The sequence below is a fragment of the Paenibacillus sp. 598K genome (genome assembly GCF_003851045.1).
Classification (GTDB): domain Bacteria; phylum Bacillota; class Bacilli; order Paenibacillales; family Paenibacillaceae; genus Paenibacillus_D.
Genome location: NZ_BFBX01000029.1, coordinates 1 through 20,273 on the forward strand (window position 1 = coordinate 1; position 20,273 = coordinate 20,273).

16 protein-coding genes are annotated in these 20,273 nt (G+C 57.0%); 9 read left to right on the forward strand and 7 right to left on the reverse strand.

From position 1 onward, the window contains the following. Window positions 1-392 precede the first annotated feature (392 nt). The 4 genes from PA598K_RS10220 to PA598K_RS10235 form a co-directional block, all read right to left on the reverse strand. Complete coding sequence (locus PA598K_RS10220; protein WP_260405344.1) at window positions 393-836, reverse strand: endonuclease domain-containing protein; 444 nt, start codon at window positions 834-836, stop codon at window positions 393-395. 582 nt (window positions 837-1,418) lie between these two features. Further along, window positions 1,419-2,321 carry a helix-turn-helix domain-containing protein gene (locus PA598K_RS10225; RefSeq protein ID WP_128656853.1) on the reverse strand — a complete coding sequence of 301 codons (903 nt, stop codon included), beginning with the start codon at window positions 2,319-2,321 and terminating at the stop codon, window positions 1,419-1,421. Between the two features lie 21 nt (window positions 2,322-2,342). Next, entirely contained in the window at window positions 2,343-3,185 is an 843-nt protein-coding gene (locus PA598K_RS10230; protein WP_128656854.1) for a hypothetical protein, read from the reverse strand. A gap of 66 nt (window positions 3,186-3,251) precedes the next feature. After that, window positions 3,252-4,310, reverse strand: a complete 1,059-nt coding sequence (locus PA598K_RS10235) for a Gfo/Idh/MocA family protein (protein ID WP_128656855.1) — start codon at window positions 4,308-4,310, stop codon at window positions 3,252-3,254. Between the two features lie 298 nt (window positions 4,311-4,608). Here PA598K_RS10235 and PA598K_RS10240 point away from each other — a divergent pair, with 298 nt between their 5' ends. Next, the gene (locus PA598K_RS10240; protein ID WP_128656856.1) at window positions 4,609-5,157 is read left to right on the forward strand and encodes a hypothetical protein; all 549 of its coding nucleotides are present in this window, start codon (window positions 4,609-4,611) and stop codon (window positions 5,155-5,157) included. A gap of 178 nt (window positions 5,158-5,335) precedes the next feature. On the opposite strand, the gene PA598K_RS10245 is transcribed toward PA598K_RS10240, so the two are convergent. The 3 genes from PA598K_RS10245 to PA598K_RS10255 form a co-directional block, all read right to left on the reverse strand. After that, window positions 5,336-5,767 carry a copper amine oxidase N-terminal domain-containing protein gene (locus PA598K_RS10245; protein WP_128656857.1) on the reverse strand — a complete coding sequence of 144 codons (432 nt, stop codon included), beginning with the start codon at window positions 5,765-5,767 and terminating at the stop codon, window positions 5,336-5,338. Window positions 5,768-5,958: 191 nt separating this feature from the next. Next, a complete protein-coding gene (locus tag PA598K_RS10250; protein WP_128656858.1) occupies window positions 5,959-6,684 on the reverse strand; it encodes a response regulator transcription factor in 726 nt (241 codons plus the stop codon). A 6-nt stretch (window positions 6,685-6,690) separates the two neighbouring features. Further along, window positions 6,691-8,700 (reverse strand): cache domain-containing sensor histidine kinase, encoded by a 2,010-nt coding sequence (locus tag PA598K_RS10255; protein ID WP_128656859.1) that lies wholly within the window; start codon window positions 8,698-8,700, stop codon window positions 6,691-6,693. A gap of 207 nt (window positions 8,701-8,907) precedes the next feature. Between PA598K_RS10255 and PA598K_RS10260 the strand changes: the two genes are divergently transcribed. From PA598K_RS10260 to PA598K_RS10295, 8 genes are all read left to right on the forward strand, one after another. Further along, window positions 8,908-10,233 carry an ABC transporter substrate-binding protein gene (locus PA598K_RS10260; RefSeq protein ID WP_128656860.1) on the forward strand — a complete coding sequence of 442 codons (1,326 nt, stop codon included), beginning with the start codon at window positions 8,908-8,910 and terminating at the stop codon, window positions 10,231-10,233. Between the two features lie 91 nt (window positions 10,234-10,324). After that, window positions 10,325-11,197, forward strand: a complete 873-nt coding sequence (locus PA598K_RS10265; protein ID WP_128656861.1) for a carbohydrate ABC transporter permease — start codon at window positions 10,325-10,327, stop codon at window positions 11,195-11,197. After that, window positions 11,197-12,015, forward strand: coding sequence for a carbohydrate ABC transporter permease (locus tag PA598K_RS10270; protein ID WP_128656862.1), 819 nt, complete (start codon window positions 11,197-11,199; stop codon window positions 12,013-12,015). The genes PA598K_RS10265 and PA598K_RS10270 overlap by 1 nt, the downstream gene beginning before the upstream one ends. A gap of 15 nt (window positions 12,016-12,030) precedes the next feature. Then, window positions 12,031-13,374: an alpha-L-fucosidase gene (locus PA598K_RS10275; protein WP_128656863.1), complete on the forward strand. Its 1,344-nt coding sequence runs from the start codon at window positions 12,031-12,033 to the stop codon at window positions 13,372-13,374. Window positions 13,375-13,425: 51 nt separating this feature from the next. Next, entirely contained in the window at window positions 13,426-14,499 is a 1,074-nt protein-coding gene (locus PA598K_RS10280; RefSeq protein ID WP_128656864.1) for a Gfo/Idh/MocA family protein, read from the forward strand. 39 nt (window positions 14,500-14,538) lie between these two features. After that, window positions 14,539-16,983 carry a glycoside hydrolase family 95 protein gene (locus PA598K_RS10285; protein ID WP_128656865.1) on the forward strand — a complete coding sequence of 815 codons (2,445 nt, stop codon included), beginning with the start codon at window positions 14,539-14,541 and terminating at the stop codon, window positions 16,981-16,983. A gap of 216 nt (window positions 16,984-17,199) precedes the next feature. After that, window positions 17,200-17,574, forward strand: coding sequence for a BlaI/MecI/CopY family transcriptional regulator (locus PA598K_RS10290; RefSeq protein ID WP_128656866.1), 375 nt, complete (start codon window positions 17,200-17,202; stop codon window positions 17,572-17,574). Next, window positions 17,571-19,904, forward strand: coding sequence for a M56 family metallopeptidase (locus PA598K_RS10295; protein ID WP_128656867.1), 2,334 nt, complete (start codon window positions 17,571-17,573; stop codon window positions 19,902-19,904). The genes PA598K_RS10290 and PA598K_RS10295 overlap by 4 nt, the downstream gene beginning before the upstream one ends. Window positions 19,905-20,273 lie beyond the last annotated feature (369 nt).

Consider the following 20,273-nt stretch of genomic DNA (forward strand, 5'->3'; position numbering starts at 1 on the left):
CATGCTTTTTCAACAGCCTGATTTTTGCAGTTAGCGGAACAGCACGCGGAGGGGACAGCACACGGAGGGAACGGCACGCGGAGGGAACAGCACTGAAGACATCATCCTGCTGTTCCCTCAGTGTGTTGGATGCCGCAGGAAGGGATGCTAGTCCCGGCAGTGTAAGGTATGCTGCTCAAGTGGAAGGTATACGGCCTCCATCGGCTCTTATACATGATATATAGTTCAAACTACACCTTGCATGGTAAAGCCCACGTCTTCTCTAAAGCCCACGTTCTGCCTAAAGCCTGCACCCCGCCTTACATCTGCGTAAATATGCGACCTCATGCTGCTGCCAACTGCTACTGTAAGTGCTGTGTCGATACGTCTTCGCGGTTTTTTTCTTTCAAAAGTTACAGCAGGCGGAAGGCATCCTTGTCTAAGGTGTAGCGAGTCGTACGCTGCTGGCTTTGTGACTTGATGGGGTGAAGAATGCTTTGCTTACTTAGAATGATTAGTCTGCGCGTGGCGCTGCGCGGGTTGATTGTTAAGTGCCGTTGGATATCGATGGGGCGCACTACGCCGCCGAGCCGATACGCGAGTCGTATGATTTCTTTATCGGTCGGGTCCATCTTGTCTGTCTGCAAGTCATCTGGTTGGTAACGGCTAAGCACCATGCGCAGCAGTGTGATGCATAGCTCAGGCCGGTCTGCGACATCATCATACGAGAATGAAATCACCTGAAAACCCATCGCTGTCAGGAAGGTTTCCCGATTCAGTTCGTTGCAGTACTTCTGACGATCCATGTCACGCACGTGCGGGCCGAAGCCCTTGATCTCGATGATGAGCTTGGTCATCGGAGTAAGCCAGGCGAAGTCGCAAAAAAATGACGCCCCCGCCAGTCGGCCACCTCATACTCGGGATGCAGATTGGCGAAGTTACCTCGAAGCGGCCACCATACTTGTCGACAGAACAATCGCTCAGCCTCCCGATGTCCTCGTTCTAACCGAGCCCGGCGTTCCCCAGTTCTTTGACTAAGGTGCGTTTGGATAAATGATTCATGCTGCTGCACAACATCCATTTTCTACTCTCCCTTCTTGTCCTCACCACTGTAAACGCAAAAAAGCACGCCCGACCCATACGCTGCAAGCAGCTTATGGACGGACGTGCTTCGTCTCGTTGAGGATAGTATAGCTGGAATGGCTACGAAATGCCAGCCAGAAGTGATTGTCTCTGCTCATGTCTTGCAGCAATAGCGCTGACCTCCGCTAGCCTTAAGTTTCCTGCCAGTATAGGGTGAAGTCACTGGGCTTGAGCCCCGGCTTCCAGTGTGATTCTCGGACTGGCTTGCATCCTTCACGCCTGCTACTGTCAGCTGCCTCCGGAACTGTGTAACTGTCGGTCCTTGCCTCGTTACTCCCAAGTTCCTCCCTACTCCATCACTCCCGCCCCCGCCGCATCTCGGCTACATACCGGGAGGGCGGGTAGCCCATAATGCGGGAGAAGGCTTTGCTGAAGGACTGGATCGTCTCGTAGCCGAGCATCTCGGCGACCTGGCTGATCGACAGGTGGCCGTACCCCAGCAGCTCCAGCGCCTTCTCGATCTTTTTGTGATTGATGTAGCGCTGCAGCGTCATGCCGGTCTTGTGCTTGAAGGCATGGGAGAGGTAGGTGGCGTTGTAGTTCAGCTCGGCGGCGATCGCCTGGATGCTCTTGAGCTCCAGGATATGCGTCTCGACATAACGGATCACCGCATACACCGTGTGCCCGACCGAATGAGGCGAGCGCTGCGGCGCGTGCGGGCTGCTGTGGCTGCTGCCGGTGAAGGCGCGGTAGGCCGAGATGAGGATCGATTCGCAGGTGTTGCGGATCATCGCCTCGGCATACGGCTGCTGCGTGTAGAACTCCTCGATCCCCCGCAGGAAGGGGATCAGCATACTATGGTTGTCCCGCGCCAGACGGTAGGGCTCCGAGGCGAGATAATCTCGAATCTCGGCAAAGTCCGGCGCGGTCCGATCATTGAATTGGAAGCCCATATACACAAAGCGGAGCACATCGGATGCGCCGGCATGAATCGCATGCGGGTACCCCGGGTTGTTGAACACGAGGTCGCCCGCCTGCACCTGCAGCATCGTATCGCCGATGACGAAGCTGCCGCTGCCGGAGACGATGTAGCTGAGCTCCATGCACACCTGCGGATGCAGGGCAATCTCGTAACCCCGCTCGCAAGCGATCTCGCCGATCTGCAGCAGGTCGATCATGCCGTAGCTGGCCTCGCCGACGGCGAACAGATTGTCAAAGTGGAACAGCCGTCCCGCTTCTACGGAATCCTGGTGGTCCATGCAGGCCTCGCCTCTCTATTCCTAGTGTATAGCAGGCAGATCGATCCACTGATGCGGTCGCTGCATCGCCTGCGTTCCGTATTCGATACAGGTCATGATCGCGATCGTCTCGGCCGAATCGACAGGTGCGTTGCCCGTCTCGAAAAATTGTAGCAGATGCTCGATAAACGATGCAAAAAAGTCCGATTCGGCTGTCTGTGCCGACGCTTCGCCGCCCTGCACTTGCCAGGCTAGGCGGAATGGGCCGCCTGTCAGGTGGGCCATCACGGCCTGACGTCCGTCAGGGTAGCCGATCAGCAGCGACGGCGTCTGCTCGGTGCCGATCGACATGATGCGGCTCGGATTGGCGCCCATCAGCATGATAATCGGCTCGATCTGATGCACCGCATAATTGCCGTAACGTCCCGGGCCTTGGCTGAACAGCATATCGATCGGCTGTCCGGCCGCGGCCTTGTACTCCTGGGCGAACCGGAGCGCCGAGGAAGAGAAGATCGGCGTGCCATGCTCCGCCGCGAGCGCGAACAACCGCAGCGCGGCAGCGCGGTCCGGGGCGAACGTTTTGTCGATGTACGTCGGCTTGCCCGAGCGCAGCGGCAGCTCCGCCAGCGCCTCGTGATGCTCAGGGTTGTCGGGCGACAGTACGATCAGATAGTCGCTCTGCGCGATGACCGCTTCGATGCTGTCGAGCAGCTCGATCCCCATATCCTGGGCCCACTGCGCGTTGGTGCGGCCAGCAGGCGCGTCGATCATCCCATAGGCGCACGTCACCTTCAGTGCGCCACCAGAGGCGTCGGCGATCCATTGCGGGTACTTATTGGCATGCCATTCGTCGAGGTAGTAGTCGATGAATCCGATCGTTTTCATAGGTAAGCCTCCTGTTGGTCTGCTATGCGTACGGGAAGGTCTGTCTCGATGCCTGACATTCGTCGATTAGTAAGTAATCTCGCGCTTGGCGTCGGAGGAATCGTAGATGCCCTGGATGATCTTGGACGACAGGATGACGGTATCGATATGGGATGGCAGCTTCTCGCCGGTGCGGATGCAGGAGAGGAAGCCGTCGATCTCGGCCTGGAACATATCGACCGAGCGGAACGTCGGCGATGTCTCCAGCAGCATGCCGTCCTTGGCACTGTATACCTTGAAGTTGCTGCCGTATTGCAGGCGGACGCCAGCTTTGTCGCCGAGGAAGTCGATGTACATTTCCTTCTCGCCGATGTTTTGCGCCCAGGCGCCGTTCATGCTGATCGTCGGGCCAGCAGTACGGATCATCGCGGTCACGAAGTCATCGACATCGTAGGTGCCGTCATACTTGGGCGGGCCGGCCCACATCGACTCGTAGGCGTAGTTCGGCATATCGACGCCGAGCTTGCAGAAGGCTTGCCCGGAGACGGTCTGCGGCTCGGGATCGCCCGTGCAATACATGACGATATCGAGGAAATGAACGCCCCAGTCGATGAGCGCGCCGCCGCCGGCGATCGCCTTGGTCGTGAACGCGCCGCCGAGTCCAGGGATCGAGCGATGGCCGCGGAAGCTGACGTACACATGATAAACCTCGCCGAGCTCGCCGTTTTCGATCATCCGCTTGATGTGGTTGACACTGGTATTGAAGCGATTGACGACGCCGATGTTGAGCGTTACGCCTGTTTCGTGCTGTACCTTCTGCATCTCCAGCGCTTCCTCATAGGTACGGGCAGCGGGCTTCTCGCAGAGCACATGCTTGCCCGCGCGCATGCAGTCGATCGAGATCGAGGCATGGACATGATTAGGCGTACAGATCGAGACGGCATCGACCTCAGGGTCCTCGAGCGCCACCTTGTAATCGGAGATGGCGATGCCGCAGCCGTATTCGGCGACCGCCTGCTCGGCCTTGGATTGGATGATGTCGCAGAAATATTTAATCTCTGCGCCCTCGTTGGCCAGATAGGATTTGATGTGAGCGGCGCTGGCAATTGTACCGCAGCCGATAATAGCGACTTTGAGCGTAGACAAGTCGGATTCCTCCTATGCGTTAAGTTATCCCTATTATAGCTTTGACAGTCGTGCAAAGGGAGTTGAAATGAGCGGAGTTGGTTATCCGAATTTGTGGTTTGGGGAAATAAAAAAAGCCCCGGGCATGTGGGCCTGAGGCTTGAGGTTAGAACGGACGGGCTGGCAACGCTAGAAGTTGATCTGTTCAGGAAGTTTTTACATGCTGAAAGCGAAATTGGATGAAGCACTGTCGTCTCATGCAACTTTGTTCTTCATTCGGCGTACATACTATATCTTCCAATAAAAGGAGTCGAGAGTAGTGAGAAAGAAGCTGATTGCTTTAGCCGCCTGTTTAGGGCTCTTAATTTCGGGATCTTCTTATGCAACGGAAAATGATATTGATCGACGGGTCGCCGAACAATTTGACATGACAGGTCAGTTTTTGCAGAAGATTGGCTTAACTGTTCGCTATGACGAAAAGACACAGCCTGAGCTGGAATTTACCGGGGTTCACGTTCCAATTCGTGAATTGTTCGGTGGGACAACCCAAATTACTTGGGACAACAACACGAAGACCTCTTATATCGAAAGAAATGGCATCCAACTTGTAGTGTCACAAGACACAAAATACAAACTGACTAAAAATCAAGTGCCGTGGCCAAAAGAGTGGACGAGTTTCGATAATGGGAGAATGCTAATCAAATTTCCTTACCTTGCTTATATTTTTGACAGATATGCAGATTTCTCTGCTGATTCTGAAGAGTCAGAATGGAGGGAGCGCTTGGCATTCTTAGGGATTGATTATATCGATAATAATGACTCGACAGCTAAAGATCGTACTATGCACTCGTTTATAAACTATAAATAAATCTGATTCCGGCGAATCTAAACTGCTTGGAGCGTCGCGTTCCAAAAGCGAGGACCCCAAAGCGTCGATTCTTGTTTCAATTCCTGCCCGTTAAAAATAACCCTCTCAGCGATCTGATACCCTATCCGCCCTAAGTAGAGGCAGGGGTAAAAAGGTACTGATTGGGTTATTTGCTACTTTAGGAGTTAATCCGCACCGTAAGACTTGGCTGATCCCAGTGTACTGTATAGCCTAATCCTTCTGTGAGGAAGCGGAGGTTCACATACATCACATCTTCATTCATTGCAGGGGCTTGAAAAAGGGTGACGGTTCGATCATTAATGGTTGCCTCTAAAGAGTTGATTGTCAGTGTCATTTTGACATCATTGCTTGTGACGGTAATCATTTTGGTGGCCTCGTTGAAGTCAACTGTAGCATCCAACGATTCGAATAATTGCCGCAACGGAACCAGAGTTGTACCGTTAGTCTCCCCGGCAGACGGCGAAAACTCCATCGTTTCGCCATTGAGTATCACTTTGACGTGGGTAAATGCAGCGGCATGGCCTACCGAGAATAACAGCGCTAGTAGGACAAAGCTTGGGAAAAGCAGTCTGAGTTTTACGATTTCCAACGCCTCCTAAATTAAGGGAATCCCATAGTCTAGTATATATCGGCATACACACCTGTGACAACGGAAGGATTGGTATTAGGCTTACCAGGACAGAGCAACGTATAGCATGAGGCTCCCAGCCCGCCTTCAGCATAACCTTCACAGCCTACGTTCGTCATGACGTTCGTTCAGCCCAAGCCTCCGCCGCTAACTTACTTCTGATACTCCCGAGGCGTCATGCCCGTGGCCTGCTTGAAGAGGCGGCTGAAATAGAAGGGATCGGCGTAGCCGACCAGCTCGCCGACGGCCTTGACCGGGAGGTCCTTGCGATGCTGGAGCAGACGTTTGGCCTCATTGATCCGCAGCGCAGCGATGTATTTCGACGGCGCCTCGCCGGCATGCTTGATAAATATTTTGCTCAAATAAGCCGACGAGAAGTTGAATTGCCTGGCAAGCTGCTCGAGGCTGATGTCCTCGTGGAAGTGCTCGCGCAAATAATGCTGAATATGCTGCACCGTTTTCTCGCTGTCATTGGTATGGACGACAGGCTCGCTGGACAGCTGCGCATACACATCGTCCAGTACATCGGACAGTTCCTTTGGCTTGACTGGCTTGAGCACATAATGCCGGACGTTGAATTTCATGGCGAGCTGCGCATACTCAAAGTCGGCGTAGCCGCTGGCGATAACGACCGCGGTGCGTGGATAATATTTGTGCACCTCCTGGATCAACTGGAGCCCGTCCATAACCGGCATCCGAATATCGGTCACGAGCAGCTGCGGCTGCAGTTGCCGGATGAGCTCGAAGGCTTCCCCGCCATGCGTCGCTTCTCCCACGACGGAGAAGCTTCTTTGGCTCTCCTCAATTTTGCGGATCAGTCCGCTGCGGATCAGATCCTCGTCCTCAGCTACGATGGCAGTGTATCGATTGCGACTCATGTGGTATCACTCCTTATGCAGCAGTCCCCCGATGCGTACGCACGCGCCGCCCTCCGGAAGGTTATACAGGTCGAACACTTTATGCTCGCCGTAGATCAGGTTTAATCGCAAATATATGTTGAGCAAGCCCATGCCGTTAAGCTCCAGCGCCGGCAGGCTGCGTTCCTTCTCCAACAATGCGAGCCTGTCGCGAAGCTCGGCGAGCTTGCCAGGCTCGAATCCCGCCCCGTTGTCTCTTACTTCGATCTGCCAGCGGTCATCGGTTACAGCGCCGAGGATCTCGATGCGCCATGGCGGCGCGTGAGCGCTCATGCATTTGATGCTGTTCTCGACCAGCGGCTGTACGCATAGCTTGGGGACCTCCTGGACGAGTAAGGGTTCCGGCACCGCGATCCGATAGGTGAGCCGCCCGCCGAAGCGCATCTTGTTGATTTCCAAGTAATTGACGGTATGCGTCAGCTCGTCACGCAGCGGCACCTGTCGTTCCTTGGATGTAATATAGCGCAGGAAGTCGGACATATGGTCAATCGTTGCGATGAGCGGCGCGTTCATCTGTTGCTCGGCCATCTCCTGAAGATTGGCGAGCGTATTGTACAAAAAATGCGGATTCATCTGAGACTGCAAAGCACTGAGCTGCGATTGCATCATCTGGGCTTCGGCGAGGAGCAGATGATCCAGCGATTGCTTCAGCCGATCGCTCATGCTCTGGAAGGCATCATGCAGCTCATCGAGCTCGGTGAAGCCGCTATTCAGTCTCTGCTGGGCGAACAGGCCCGAACCGATATTCTCGAACGACAGATTGCGCACCGCGCGGCGGATGCGATCCAGCGGAAGCGTGATGCGGTTGGCGGCATAGAAGGACAATCCAATCGCCAGCGCGATCAGCGCGAAGGCCGTGCCGAACAACTGAAACGTAAACTGCCGCAGCGGACGAAACAGATCGCTCTCGGAGGTCGTCAAGATCGTATACCAGCCCGTCGAAGTGGAATAATGGAGCGACAGCAGCTGCTTCTCTGCGGTGGACGGATCGGTAAACGGGATGCTGGCGTACGTGTCGGCGTTTGGGGCCATGTCGGCCACAAGATGGCGCAGCGCTTCATCCCGTTCGCCCTCGGACTGGAACGGATAGATGACTCGGCCTTCCTTGTTCAGTACGGCGATCTGACCGTTATACGGATTGTTGCTTTGAAACTCGGCGGCGCTGGTCAGGATACGATGCGCGTATTGCTTCACTTCCACGGCGCCGATCGGCACATTGTATTCGTCGTACAGCAGCCGGTACAGGGAGATGGAATATTTCCCGTCATCGGATGAATAATACTTGGACAGCTGCAAGTCCAAATTGGGGTCCGAGATCAGCTTGCCCGGCTCAGTCCGAAGCAGCTGCGCGATGAAGGGCTTATCCTCTGGCGCATAAGCATGCTCCCGATTGTCGAAGCCTGTGCCGTAATAACGTCCGTTAAAGGAGTACAAATAAATCTGCTCGGCCAGCCGCGAAGGGCCGATAATCGCGCTTAGCGCATCGGTCAACACCTTGGCGTCGTCGGCAGTCGACGCGCGCGGCCTGTTGCCGCCAAGATCCGCAGAGCCAGAGGCGATGTCGTCAGAAATGCCGCCCGGTGCCAGCGGATGGCTCGAGTCGTCGGGAATGCCGTCCGATGCTAGTGGGTGACTCAAGTCACCGTTGGCCGGTGCATCAACCGGCGTATCGGAGCCCTCGCTATCATCGGCGCCGCTGTCGGCTTGCTGGGGCGGAGCTTGACGCGTCATATAATTGGTGAAGCGCTCTTTAACCAAGTTGGAGTACAAGACATTCAGAGAAACCGAGTTCAATTGCTCGATCTGCTGGACCATCTGGTCCTGGATCGATTCGCCAAAGCTGCCCAGCGTACTGATCGCCTGTTCCCTTAGCTGATGCGTCGACCAGGAATAGAAGAAGAGCACGAAGGTGGCGAATACGATCAGAATGATGGCGGAATTGGTACAGAAAAGGACCGTTTTCATACTCTTAAACATGCGATCGTACCCCTTGGCTCTAAACTCTGTAAAATAGTAAAGTAATTATACCTCAACAAACACAAAATGTAAGCGGTTAAATTTATGCAGGTTTAGGACGGATTATTCTATGGTGAGACCGATGCAATTCCTTATACTTAAAAGTATCATCCAGCGGGATGAAGCAGAGACGAACAGGAACAATACGAACAGGGGGACGATTCTTATATGAAAAAGTGGAAAACGAGCTTGCTTTCGGCAAGCGTCGCTTTGACGGTCGTGCTGGCGGGCTGCGGCGGCAATAACGGAAGCGCAGAGCCTAGCGGAAGCGGAGAGCAGGGCACCGGCAAAAAGAACATCACATTGACCTACATGGCGAGTCAGGGCTGGATCAAGGATTCGGAGATGGAGCTGGCCAAAACATTCGAAGCGGAAACCGGCATTAAAATCGATTATCAGATCGTGCCGGCCGATCAGTACTTTAATGTGCTGAAGACAAAGCTGAACGCCGGAGAGGGTCCAGACATCTTCGGAGGACAAAGCGGCTACAGCGAAATTACGATGAACTACAATGTGGAGAAAAATGCCGTCGATCTAAGCGATCAGGAGTGGGTAAAGCGCGAGGACCCACTCTCGATCGAGCAGCTTACCGTGGACGGCAAAGTGTATGCGCTTACGATCTGGGACACCTACAGCAGCTTCGTCGTCGCGTATAACAAAAAGCTGTTTGGGGAGCTGGGCATCGAAGTGCCAAAGACGTATGAAGAGCTGAAACAAGCGGCGGAGACGATCAAAGCGGCTGGCGTCACGCCGATCTATGAGCCGATCGCAGATGGCTGGCATCATGTCATGTGGTTCAGCGAACCCGGCCCCAATTACGATAAGCTGGAGCCTAACCTGTACGCGGATCTGAACGAGAACAAAAAGAAATTTGCCGACAGCCAGGCGATGCTCGACTCGCTGACGCAATTGAAGGAAATGTACGACCTCGGCTTCTTCGGCGACAATTCGCTCTCCGATACCGGCTCCGACACGGGGGCCAAGCTGGGCAGCGGCGAATTCGCCATGAGCTTGTCGGCGCAAAGCCTCGCGCAGGAGCTGGCGGACGATTATGGCTTTGAACTGGACGATATCGGCTTCTTCCCGATTCCGCTGACGGACAATCAAATCTATTACATCCATCCGGGCGGTCCGAGCAAGTTTATCTACTCCGGCTCCAAGTATATCGACGAGGCCAAGCAGTACTTTAATTTCCTGACGAAGCAGGAAAATCTGCAATTCATGCTCGATAACGATCCGACGATCTCCAATCTGAACTTCCCGGGTCTGGAGAACAAATATACGGCCGAGCAGCAGAAGCTGTTCGAAAGCTATCCGGAGCGCGGGACGGATCTTCAAAACTTCGTCACCTACGTCAACCCGCAATGGATGGACATCGGCAAAGATATCGTCGCGATGCTGGCAGCCGATATGAAGCCGCTCGACGTGCTGAAGAGCATCGACCAGCGACGCGAAGAGATGGCCAAGGTAGCGCAGGACCCGAACTGGCAATAAGCTTGCGGGCTCGCGGAAATCAGGATTGGCGATAGTCGAAAGTGACGACTGTTGCCAATCTTCATTCGATAGTGGAATGAGGGAGGTTGCGATGAATCGTAGCGTATATCCGTTTTATTTTGGCCTTGCAGCCTTGATCGTCTATTCCATCTTTTTTGTTTTGCCGGGCGTCATGGGCATTTTTTATTCCTTCACGAACTGGAACAGCTATTCTGACGAGATTCGCTTTATTGGCTTCGATAATTTGGCCAAGATCTTCTCGGGCGAAGGAAGATACCTTGGCTTCATCTACAATACGCTGGTGTTCACGGTCAGTACGGTTATCCTGAAGACGGCGCTTGGTTTGTTTTTTGCCATGTTGTTGAACGACGGCATCCGGGCGAAGGGCTTTCATCGCGTCATGCTGTTCATGCCCTCGATTGTCCCGATGCTCGTGGTCGGCTTGATCTTCAAATCGATCCTGAATCCCGCCACCGGTCTGCTGAACGAGTCGCTGCGGATGATCGGACTTGAGGTGCTGACGCAAAAGTGGCTGACCGATCTGAGCTGGGCGTTCAAATCGATCATCGCTGTAGACGTCTGGAAGGGCGTCGGCTACATCATGATCATCCTGCTGGCCGGACTGCAATCGATCGACAAAACCTATTACGAGGCGGCGGAAATCGATGGCTCGAACTTCTGGCAAAAGCTGATTCATATTACGCTTCCGCTTATTGTGCCGGCGCTCGTCGTCACGACCGTGTTGAATCTGCTGCATGGCTTAAAGGTGTTCGAGGCGGTCTACGTGCTGACCAACGGCGGACCGGGGTATGCGACAGATGTGATGTATACGGCGATCTTCAAGGAGTTTTCCACCGGCAATTACGGGATGGGCACAGCGTTGTCTTCCGTGCTGTTTGTCGTCATGACGGTCATCGGCTACTTCGTTGTACGGCTGATGTCGAGAGAAGGGGATGAGCGATAATGAACAAAACATTGCTGTCGGCGCTGCGCAATGGGTTCGCCTGGCTGCTGAGCGCGATTATGTTTATCCCGCTTCTGCTCGTTGTGGTGAACTCCTTCAAGACAAAAGCGGAGGCGAACGGCATGAATATGTCGTTGCCGGGCGATTTGCAGTGGTCGAACTATTCGATCGTCATCGCGGAGGGCAAGCTCATCCGATCCTTCTTCAACAGCTTGCTGTATGCGGGAGGAGCGACGGTCGTCAGTATACTGCTGGCCGCGCTTGCTGCCTATGTCTTTTCGAGGAATCGGACAAGGCTGAATCAACTGTTTTATTTTTATCTGATTATGGGCATTGCGATGCCGACCAACTTCGTCACCTTGATGAAGGTGATGCAGTGGACGCAACTGGTCAATACGCAGCTTGGCATCATTGTTATGCTGGCCGCGTCGGCGATCCCGTTCAGCGTATTTCTGATCTACGGCTTCGTTGGCAGCGTCCCGCGCGAGCTGGACGAGGCGGGTATTGTCGACGGGTGTTCGCCGGTGCGCTTATTCGTATCGGTGGTCATTCCGCTGCTTACGCCGGTGCTGGTCACGGTCGCGATCCTGAACTTTATGGGGGCATGGAGCGATTTCATTCATCCGCTGTATTTCCTTAACAATTCGGACAAATGGCCGATGACGCTTGCCGTGTACAATTTCTTCGGCCGCTTCCAGGTGAACTGGAATCTGGTGACGGCGGACATCGTATTGGCGACGCTGCCGGTCATTGTCATCTATTTGCTCGGACAGCGCTTCATCATCTCCGGCATGACGGCCGGATCGGTCAAGGGGTAGGAGGAGGAACCAGGCATGACTAGCAACAAAGACCAAGCAGGCGTCCAGTCCGGGCAACCCGCTGCGCCTGCGCATGCAGAACGCAGCGAGTGGTTTACGGAGGCTCGCTTTGGACTGTATATTCACTGGGGATTATATGCGCTTGGGGCGCGTCATGAATGGATGCAATCGCGAGAGTTTCGGAGCAGCGAGGACTACGGAAAGTATTTCCGGCATTTCGACCCCGATCTGTACGATCCGGCGAAGTGGGCGAAGCTGGCGAGCGCTGCCGGGATGAAATATATGGTGGTGACGGCGAAGCATCACGAAGGCTTCTGCTTGTGGGATTCCGAGCTGACCGACTACAAGGCGACCAACACGCCATACGGCAAGGACTTGCTGCGCCCGATGCTGGAGGCGTTCCGCGCCGAGGGAGTCCGCACCGGGCTGTATTACTCCTTGCTGGACTGGCATCATCCCGATTATACGCTCGATGTGAAGCATCCGATGCGCTACAACAAGGACTATGCGGCGCTTGACGCGCAGCGCAACTGGTCCAACTATGTGGACTACATGCATGGGCAGACGCGCGAGCTGCTGACGGACTATGGCGACGTCGATGTGTTGTTCCTGGATTTCTCTATCCCGGCGGAGGAGGGCTTCCCAGGCAAGGGCAAGGAGGAATGGCAGAGCGAGCGCTACGTCGAGATGGTGCGGTCCTTGCAGCCGAACACGCTGATCAACGATCGGCTCGGCGTGCCGGGGGATATTACGACGCCTGAGCAGTATCAGCCGCGCGAGTGGATCAAGATCGACGGCAAGCCCGTGCTATGGGAGGCTTGTCATACGTTCAGCGGATCGTGGGGGTACTATCGCGACGAGGAGTCTTGGAAGAGTACGGAGCAGGTGCTGCGCATGCTGATCGACACGGTGAGCAAGGGAGGCAACTTCCTGCTGAACGTCGGTCCCAACGCGCGCGGCGAGCTGGATGAGCGGGCAGTCGAGCGGCTGGAGGAGATCGGGGTGTGGATGCGCAAGCATTCGCGCTCGATTCACGGCTGCACAGCGGCTCCGGCCGAGCTGCCGCCGTGTCCGGAGGATTGCCGGTTTACCTATGATCCGAAGCGTCATCGGCTCTATCTGCATCTGTTCGCATGGCCGTTCAAGCAGCTCCATCTCGCGGGCTTCTCGGGACTCGTCGACTATGCGCAGCTGCTGGACGACGCTTCAGAGATCCGGATGGTGGAGGGCGAGCGCAAGCTGACGATGGAGGCGGGAGCCTTCGACGAAGGCCGTCCGGCCAATATGCTGACGCTGCAACTGCCGGTCAAGAAACCAAAGGCGGCGATACCGGTCATCGAGCTGATGCTGAAAAAGTAATCGAAAAGACCCTCCGGCAGGAGGAAAAGAGAAAGCGGGAGGAAAAACAAGATGGCCAACACATATCGGCTGGGCGTGATCGGACTGGGAGAAGGGCGCAGCATTATGTCTGCCGCGCTGCAAAGCGAGCGTTGGGAGCTGGCGCAGGTATGCGATCTGAACGAGGAGCTATGCCGGGAGCGGGCCAAGGAATTCGGCTTTGACAACTGGACGACCTCCTATGAGGATATGCTGGCCAATGACGCGATCGATGTCATCGCGATCTACACGCCGGATCAGCTCCACTTTACGCATATCAAGCAGGCGGTGGAGGCCGGGAAGCACGTCATCTGTACGAAGCCGGTACTGCCGTCGCTCGATGACGCGGCAAGTCTGCTCGCGTTTATGCAGGAGACGGACCGCAAGCTGTTCGTCGGTCAGAGCACGCGCTACTTCGAGCCGATGCTGCATCAGCGCCGGGACTTCGAAGCCGGGAGGCACGGCGCATTGTCGGTCGTGGAGGCGCATTACATTACGGATGGGCGCTGGTTCCTGGACAAAAGCTGGAGCAGGCAGCAGGGCTTCAGTTGGTTCCACGGCTTTATGATCCATGCGGTCGATCTGGTCCGTTGGTATGTGCCGGATGTGACCGAGGTGTCGGGGTATGCCGTCACGAGCGACAATACTCGGGCCTTCGGCCTGGAAGCCTGGGATTCGCTGCGTTTCGTCGCGCGCAACGAGGCGGGGCAGATCGCCACGATCGCCGGCGATTATGCGCTGCCGACGCTTGGACAGCAGGCTCAATCGCAGATCGGCTGCGTGCTGCGCGGCACGCAAGGCGCGACGCGAGCGGAATATTCCAATCTGTCGTACTACACGCATTTCAGCGGCGAGGAGCCCCAGGTGCATACATTTGAAGAAAAGGCCCCTTACTATTTCCGCTTCGAGAACCGCAGTCATCATGCCGGCGAATATCAGAATTACATCGAATACTTTGCCGACTGCCTCGATAACGGAACGCAGCCGTTGCCAGACGCACGGGAAGCGGTGCATACGCTTGCGTTGATGGAAGCGATGACCCGCAGCGTCAAGCGGGGCGGGCAGCCGGTGAAGCTGGCGGAGGTTATCAGCGAATACGGGCTGTAGCGAACAACCTCTGTAAGGGAGACGGGAGGCGAGGAAAGCTTGGAGCTGAATTATAGTCGTCCTGCAATCAGATGGACGGAGGGCTTGCCGGTCGGCAACGGCAGACTGGGCGGGATCGTGTATGGCGGCATCGAGCAAGAGAAGATCGCGCTCAATGAGGACACGCTATGGTCAGGCTATCCGCGAGACTGGAACAATCCATTGGCGCTGCAAGCGCTCGGCGAGGTGCGGCAGGCGGTGCTGGAGGAGCGCTACGAGGATGCCGAGCGGCTGAGCAAGGCAGGTATGATGGGGCCGTATACGCAAGCCTTCATGCCGCTTGGCCATTGGCATATGCGGTTCTACCACGGACACTTTGCCGAGGGCTATCGGCGCTCCCTCAAGCTCGACGAAGCTTGCGCCACGGTGCAGTACGAGATCGGCGGTGTCCGCTACACCCGCGAGCTGTTCGCTTCCTATCCCGATCAGGCGCTCGTCTGCCGCTTGGCTGCGAGCAAGCCGGGCCATCTTGAAGTGAAGTCGTGGCTGGACAGCCCGCTGCGGTCGACGACCGCTTGGCGGGACGGCGCAGAGGCGGGAGCGGAGAAGGGGAAGGAAGCGGCGGCGTACTTTGCGCTACGGGGCGATTGTCCGAGCGAGGTTAGTCCGAATTATGTCCACGATCCCGAGCCGGTAAAGTACGAGGCAGAGGCCGACAGCCGCACGATCGCCTTCGAGGGCAGGCTCGCTTGCCGGACGGATGCGGGCGCTACAGTCAAGATCGATCATACGGGCATCCACATTACGGATGCGACGGAGGTGGTCTTTTACTTTGCCGCAGGCACGAGCTTTGCCGGCTTCGACGCCATGCCCGACGTTGCGGCTTATCCTCCGGGCGAGCTGGCAGAGCGGCGGTTGCAGCAAGCGATGTCCTGGTCGTATGCCGAGCTGAAGCGCCGACATGAGGAGGATTACAAGCCGCTGTACGAGCGGGTCCGCTTCACCCTCGGCTCATCGGTGCCGGACGAAGCGAGATCGCTGTCGACAGATGAGCGGCTGAGGCGGTACGGCGCGCAGGATGCGGAGCTGGTGGCGTTGTTCCTGCAATACGGCCGGTATCTGCTGCTGGCGTCCTCCCGCGAGGGGACGCAGCCCGCTCATCTGCAGGGCATCTGGAACGAGCATATTCGTCCGATCTGGAGCTGCAATTATACGCTGAACATTAACTTGCAGATGAACTACTGGCTCGCGGAAACGGCGAATCTGAGCGAATGCCACGAGCCGCTGCTGCAATTCGTCCAGGATCTGTCCGTGACGGGCGAGGAGACGGCTCGCGTCCATTACGGTTGCCGGGGCTGGACCGCCCATCACAACTCGGACCTGTGGCGGCAGTCTGCGCCTCCAGGCAATTACGGGGACGGCAATCCGCTCTGGGCCAACTGGCCGATGGGCGGTATATGGCTCAGCGCTCATCTGTGGGAGCATTTTCTATTTACGGGGGATATGGCCTTCTTGCAGCATCAGGCCTATCCGGTGCTCATCCACGCAGCGCGGTTCGTGCTGGACTGGGTGCAGCTCGATGAGCAGGGCGAGTATCTGACGATTCCGTCCACCTCGCCGGAGCACCGCTTCCGTCTGCCCGACGGAAGGACGCCTGCGCTGACCGTCTCGTCGACGATGGATATTAGTCTGATCCGCGAGCTGCTCAGCCGATGTATCGAGGCCGCGCGGCTGCTGGAGCGGGACGAGCCGCTCCTGCCCGAGCTGCAGCGCGTGCTGGATCGCTTGCCTGCGACGAGGATCGGCAGCCGCGGACAGATTCAGGAGTGGCACTACGATTTTGCGGACGAGGACGAGCAGCATCGCCATGTATCGCAGCTGTACGATCTGTTCCCCGGGGCGGCTTGGGGCGAGACGCGCCAGCCTCTGCTGTACGAGGCGGCGAGGAGGACGCTGGAGCTTAGAGGAGACGGAGGGACGGGCTGGAGCATCGGGTGGAAGATCGCCTTATGGGCCAGGCTGCGCGACGGCAACCGCGCCTTCGACATTCTGCGCCGACTGCTGGTGCAGGTCGAGGACGACGGCGTCATGGATTTCGAGCGGGGCGGCTTGTACGCCAATCTGTTCGATGCGCATCCGCCGTTCCAGATCGACGGCAACTTTGGCGCGGCTGCCGGCATCATCGAGATGCTGCTGCAATCGCATGAGGATCGGATCGATCTGCTGCCGGCTCTGCCGGACGCCTGGCCTGAGGGTGAGATCGTCGGCCTGAAGGCGAGAGGCGGCTTCACCGTGGATATGGCGTGGGCGGGGGGACGTCTGACGCGGGCCCTCATCCACGCCTCGTCGGATCAGCCGCTGCGAGTGGCGTACCGTCACCCCTTCGCCCTGCTGTGCGCCGAGATGGGGCAGGAGCTAGGGCTAGAGCAACCTTTGATGGGGACGGCGGTGCTGGAGCACAGCATACTGGCGAGGAAGGGACTGACGTATGTCGTTCAGCTGTAGTCGCCTGGATTAGAGGCTTCTCGTTCCACTTCGACGTGGAATGAGAAGCCTTTTGACGTTGGCGGACTTGCTCGACAGGATGCTGTGTGCTGGACTAGGGCGCTCCTATCGTCTTCCGCTCCTATCATCTTCCATTTGACGCGTGATAGCTTAACAGGCTATACTCCTTTTATCGTTTACATCTGTAAACAATAGACGTCGAAAGGGGGAGGCGCCATGACCTCGCCGCGTATTACCGAAGCGGAGCTGCAGGTGATGAAGCTGCTCTGGACGCAGGAGCCGCTGTCCGCTCAAGAGATCATCGAGGCGCTGGGGGAGCAGATGCAGTGGTCCGATCAGACCGTGAAGACGTTCCTCAACCGTCTACATAAGAAAAAAGCGATCCGCTTCGAAAAGGTCGGTCGCAACTATCTGTACTACCCGTCCGTGACGCGTGAAGCCTACCTGAAAGACGAGAACCGCTCCTTCCTCGACCGGGTATACGACGGGGCCGTCGGCGTGCTGCTGGCCCGATTCGTCGAGGCCGAGAAGCTGTCGCCGCGCGAGATCGAGGAGCTCCAGCAGCTGCTGGAGGAGAAGAAAAAGTCATGAGCGCCATCGAGACAGTCTTCGTATCGGTGCTGCGCCTCTCGCTGACCGCGGCAGTGGTGGTCGGACTGCTGCTCTGTCTTCGGCGGTGGCTGCCAGGGATGCGCTCGCCGAAGCTGCTGCATCTGCTGTGGATACTCGTGCTGGCGAAGTTGCTCATCCCTCTGCCACTGACTAGCCCGATCAGCATCGAGTGGCTGCTGCCGCCCTCGCTGACCGCGATCTGGCAGCTGGACGCTCCGACGTCCGGGCAGCACGTATCTTCCGTGCAGCTGCCAGATGCGGAGGGCATAGAGGCCGGGAACGACGACGGTGCAGCGGCGACAGGGCACAACGAGCAAGCTGCTGGACGCGACGGCCAAGCTGCTGCGGGGAGCGAGGCGGAGGCGGCGACAGGGCGAGGCGCAGAGGCGTCGGCAGGCGTTGCCGGGGAGCTGCCAGCCGGGCGATCGCAGCCAGCGGCGTCGCGATCAGAGCTACCGTCCGCAGAGGACGGTAGCTCCTTGGCGGATCGTGCGACTCTTCAGACGGTGGATCGGTGGCTCGCCGCTCTGGCCATAGTCTGGCTGAGCGGGGCTGTGCTGCTGGCGCTAGGCTTCGTCGCGGTCGCGCGCCGCTCCGAGCGGCGCTGGCGCAGCGCTCGTCGCATAGACTCGCCACAAGCACTATCCGTACTTCAAGACTGCCAGCGTCGGCTGGGGATACGCAGGGCGATCCCGCTCTATGCGGTCGATGGTCCGGCCAGCCCCTGGATCGGCGGGTTGCTGCGCCCGCGCATCTATCTGCCGGAGGCGCTGGTCGCCCAAGCGACGCCCGAGGCATTGACCCATGTGCTGCTGCATGAGCTGCTGCACTACAGACGCCGGGATCTGTGGCTCGGCGGGCTCTGGATGGCGGCGCTCTGCCTGCACTGGTTCAATCCGCTCGTCTGGCTCGGTCAGCGGGCGATGAACGCCGATCGGGAGCTGGCCTGCGATGCGGCGGTGCTGGAGGCGCTAGGCGAGCGCGAGGCCGCTGCCTACGGATCGACGCTGCTGTTGCTGGCGCGGTTCGGCAGCGAGCCGGGAGTCCTGCTTGCGCCGCGCTCCTACTTTTTGCATACCCCAAGTCAGATGAAACGGAGAATCGTGATGATTACACAATACAAATCAGGGGGCTATCGGCTGTCCATCCTTGCGCTGCTGGCGGTCGTCGTGCTGGGCGTCGTCCTGCTGACCCAGGCCAGGAACGGCTCCGAGCCGAGCGTGCCGGTAGCGGAAGAGGCGCGCCCCGAAGCGCAGCATGTACGCATCGATCGGCCGATCCCGACCTTTCGCTGGTTCGCCAGTCTGGATCGGGCGCAGGATTTTGCGCCATACACGTTTAAGGTGCCGGATACGCTCCCGACAGGCTATCGCTTCGTTGGCGCTACGTTCAATGAGAATTTCTCGAAAGCGGAAAAGGCGGATCTAATCGAGCTGGTGACGATGACCTTCAAGTCGGAGAAAGCCATGACCGACATCGACTCATTGCAGATCGATATTGAGAGAGGCCCTGGCAGTCTGTTGGAGCATAACTTGCTGAACGGCGCAAGAACTTCAACCTCATCAGACCTGCAGCCAGCCTATAGACAGGAAGACCTCGTACTGGGCGAGAGACAGGGCGTGCGGTACACCTCCGATCTCGGCCATAGCTTCGTCTGGGATGAGGGGGACTTGACGTATGCGATAGATTACGATCCGGCAGCGATATCCGAGGCCGAGCTGGCGGAGATGATCGCCTCGTTCGTCCTGCCGGCCCAGGCGAGCGGGGTCGACTACAAGGGAGAGGGCAATTCCATCCCGCTCTATGACGATACGGACCTGCGGCAGGCGGCGACGTTGCTTGGCTTCCCGGTCAAAGTTCCGTATACATTATCGGATCATGGACTGACGCTGATAGATGCTATGATGCACCAGCCGGATGCGTGGAACACGGAATTGTACATTCATGCTCCAGCGGCGGCATTGGTAACGACCTACCGGGTGACGGGGCGGTCAGATATTTATGAAATTAACGATACGTTGGAGGTGTACCAGAGTCGGGAGGTCGCTGTCGATACGAGCAAGCTGGAGTCGCTAGGCCGTCTGGACATCGATGGCATCCAGATAGCGATATATGAAGACCGGGAGCATCAGTATTGGCCAGCTATTCCGCTGGATCGCGATCGTCACCAGTTCAAGTCCCAGACTTATTATGTGTGGCAGCAGGACGGGGTATATTATACGGTCTTTTTCCTCGGTCTGGATGCGCATCGGGAGGATACGCTGCGGGCGTTGATGCGCTCGGCGCTCTACTCCGCTGATATGGCATGACTTCAAGCCCCTGGCCTGCTGGCCTGGGGTTTTTGCGTCTAGTAGTTCGCTCCTGAAATACCGTTCCGATCTGCGTTACGAGGAGAGGGAGCTTCCGATCGCTGTTGTCCCCAGATTTCTTGATTGCCTAACAGCAGAAGCTGTTGAAATCCGGGGTACACGCTTTCTGCAAGAAAGCGACTTCGGAAGCATAAGTTCATTTCTCCAGCCTCCCTCTCCTCTCCACGCTTCATCATTCCTTTATCCACCTAAGCCGAGAATACTCCCGTCTTCTATAAGCGGGAGATGAATCGGTGGTTTTTGTGGTCTGACACGAACGTGTGTGCTATAATTGGGGATGTAGACCTTCAAATAAGGAGGCTGGTTCGT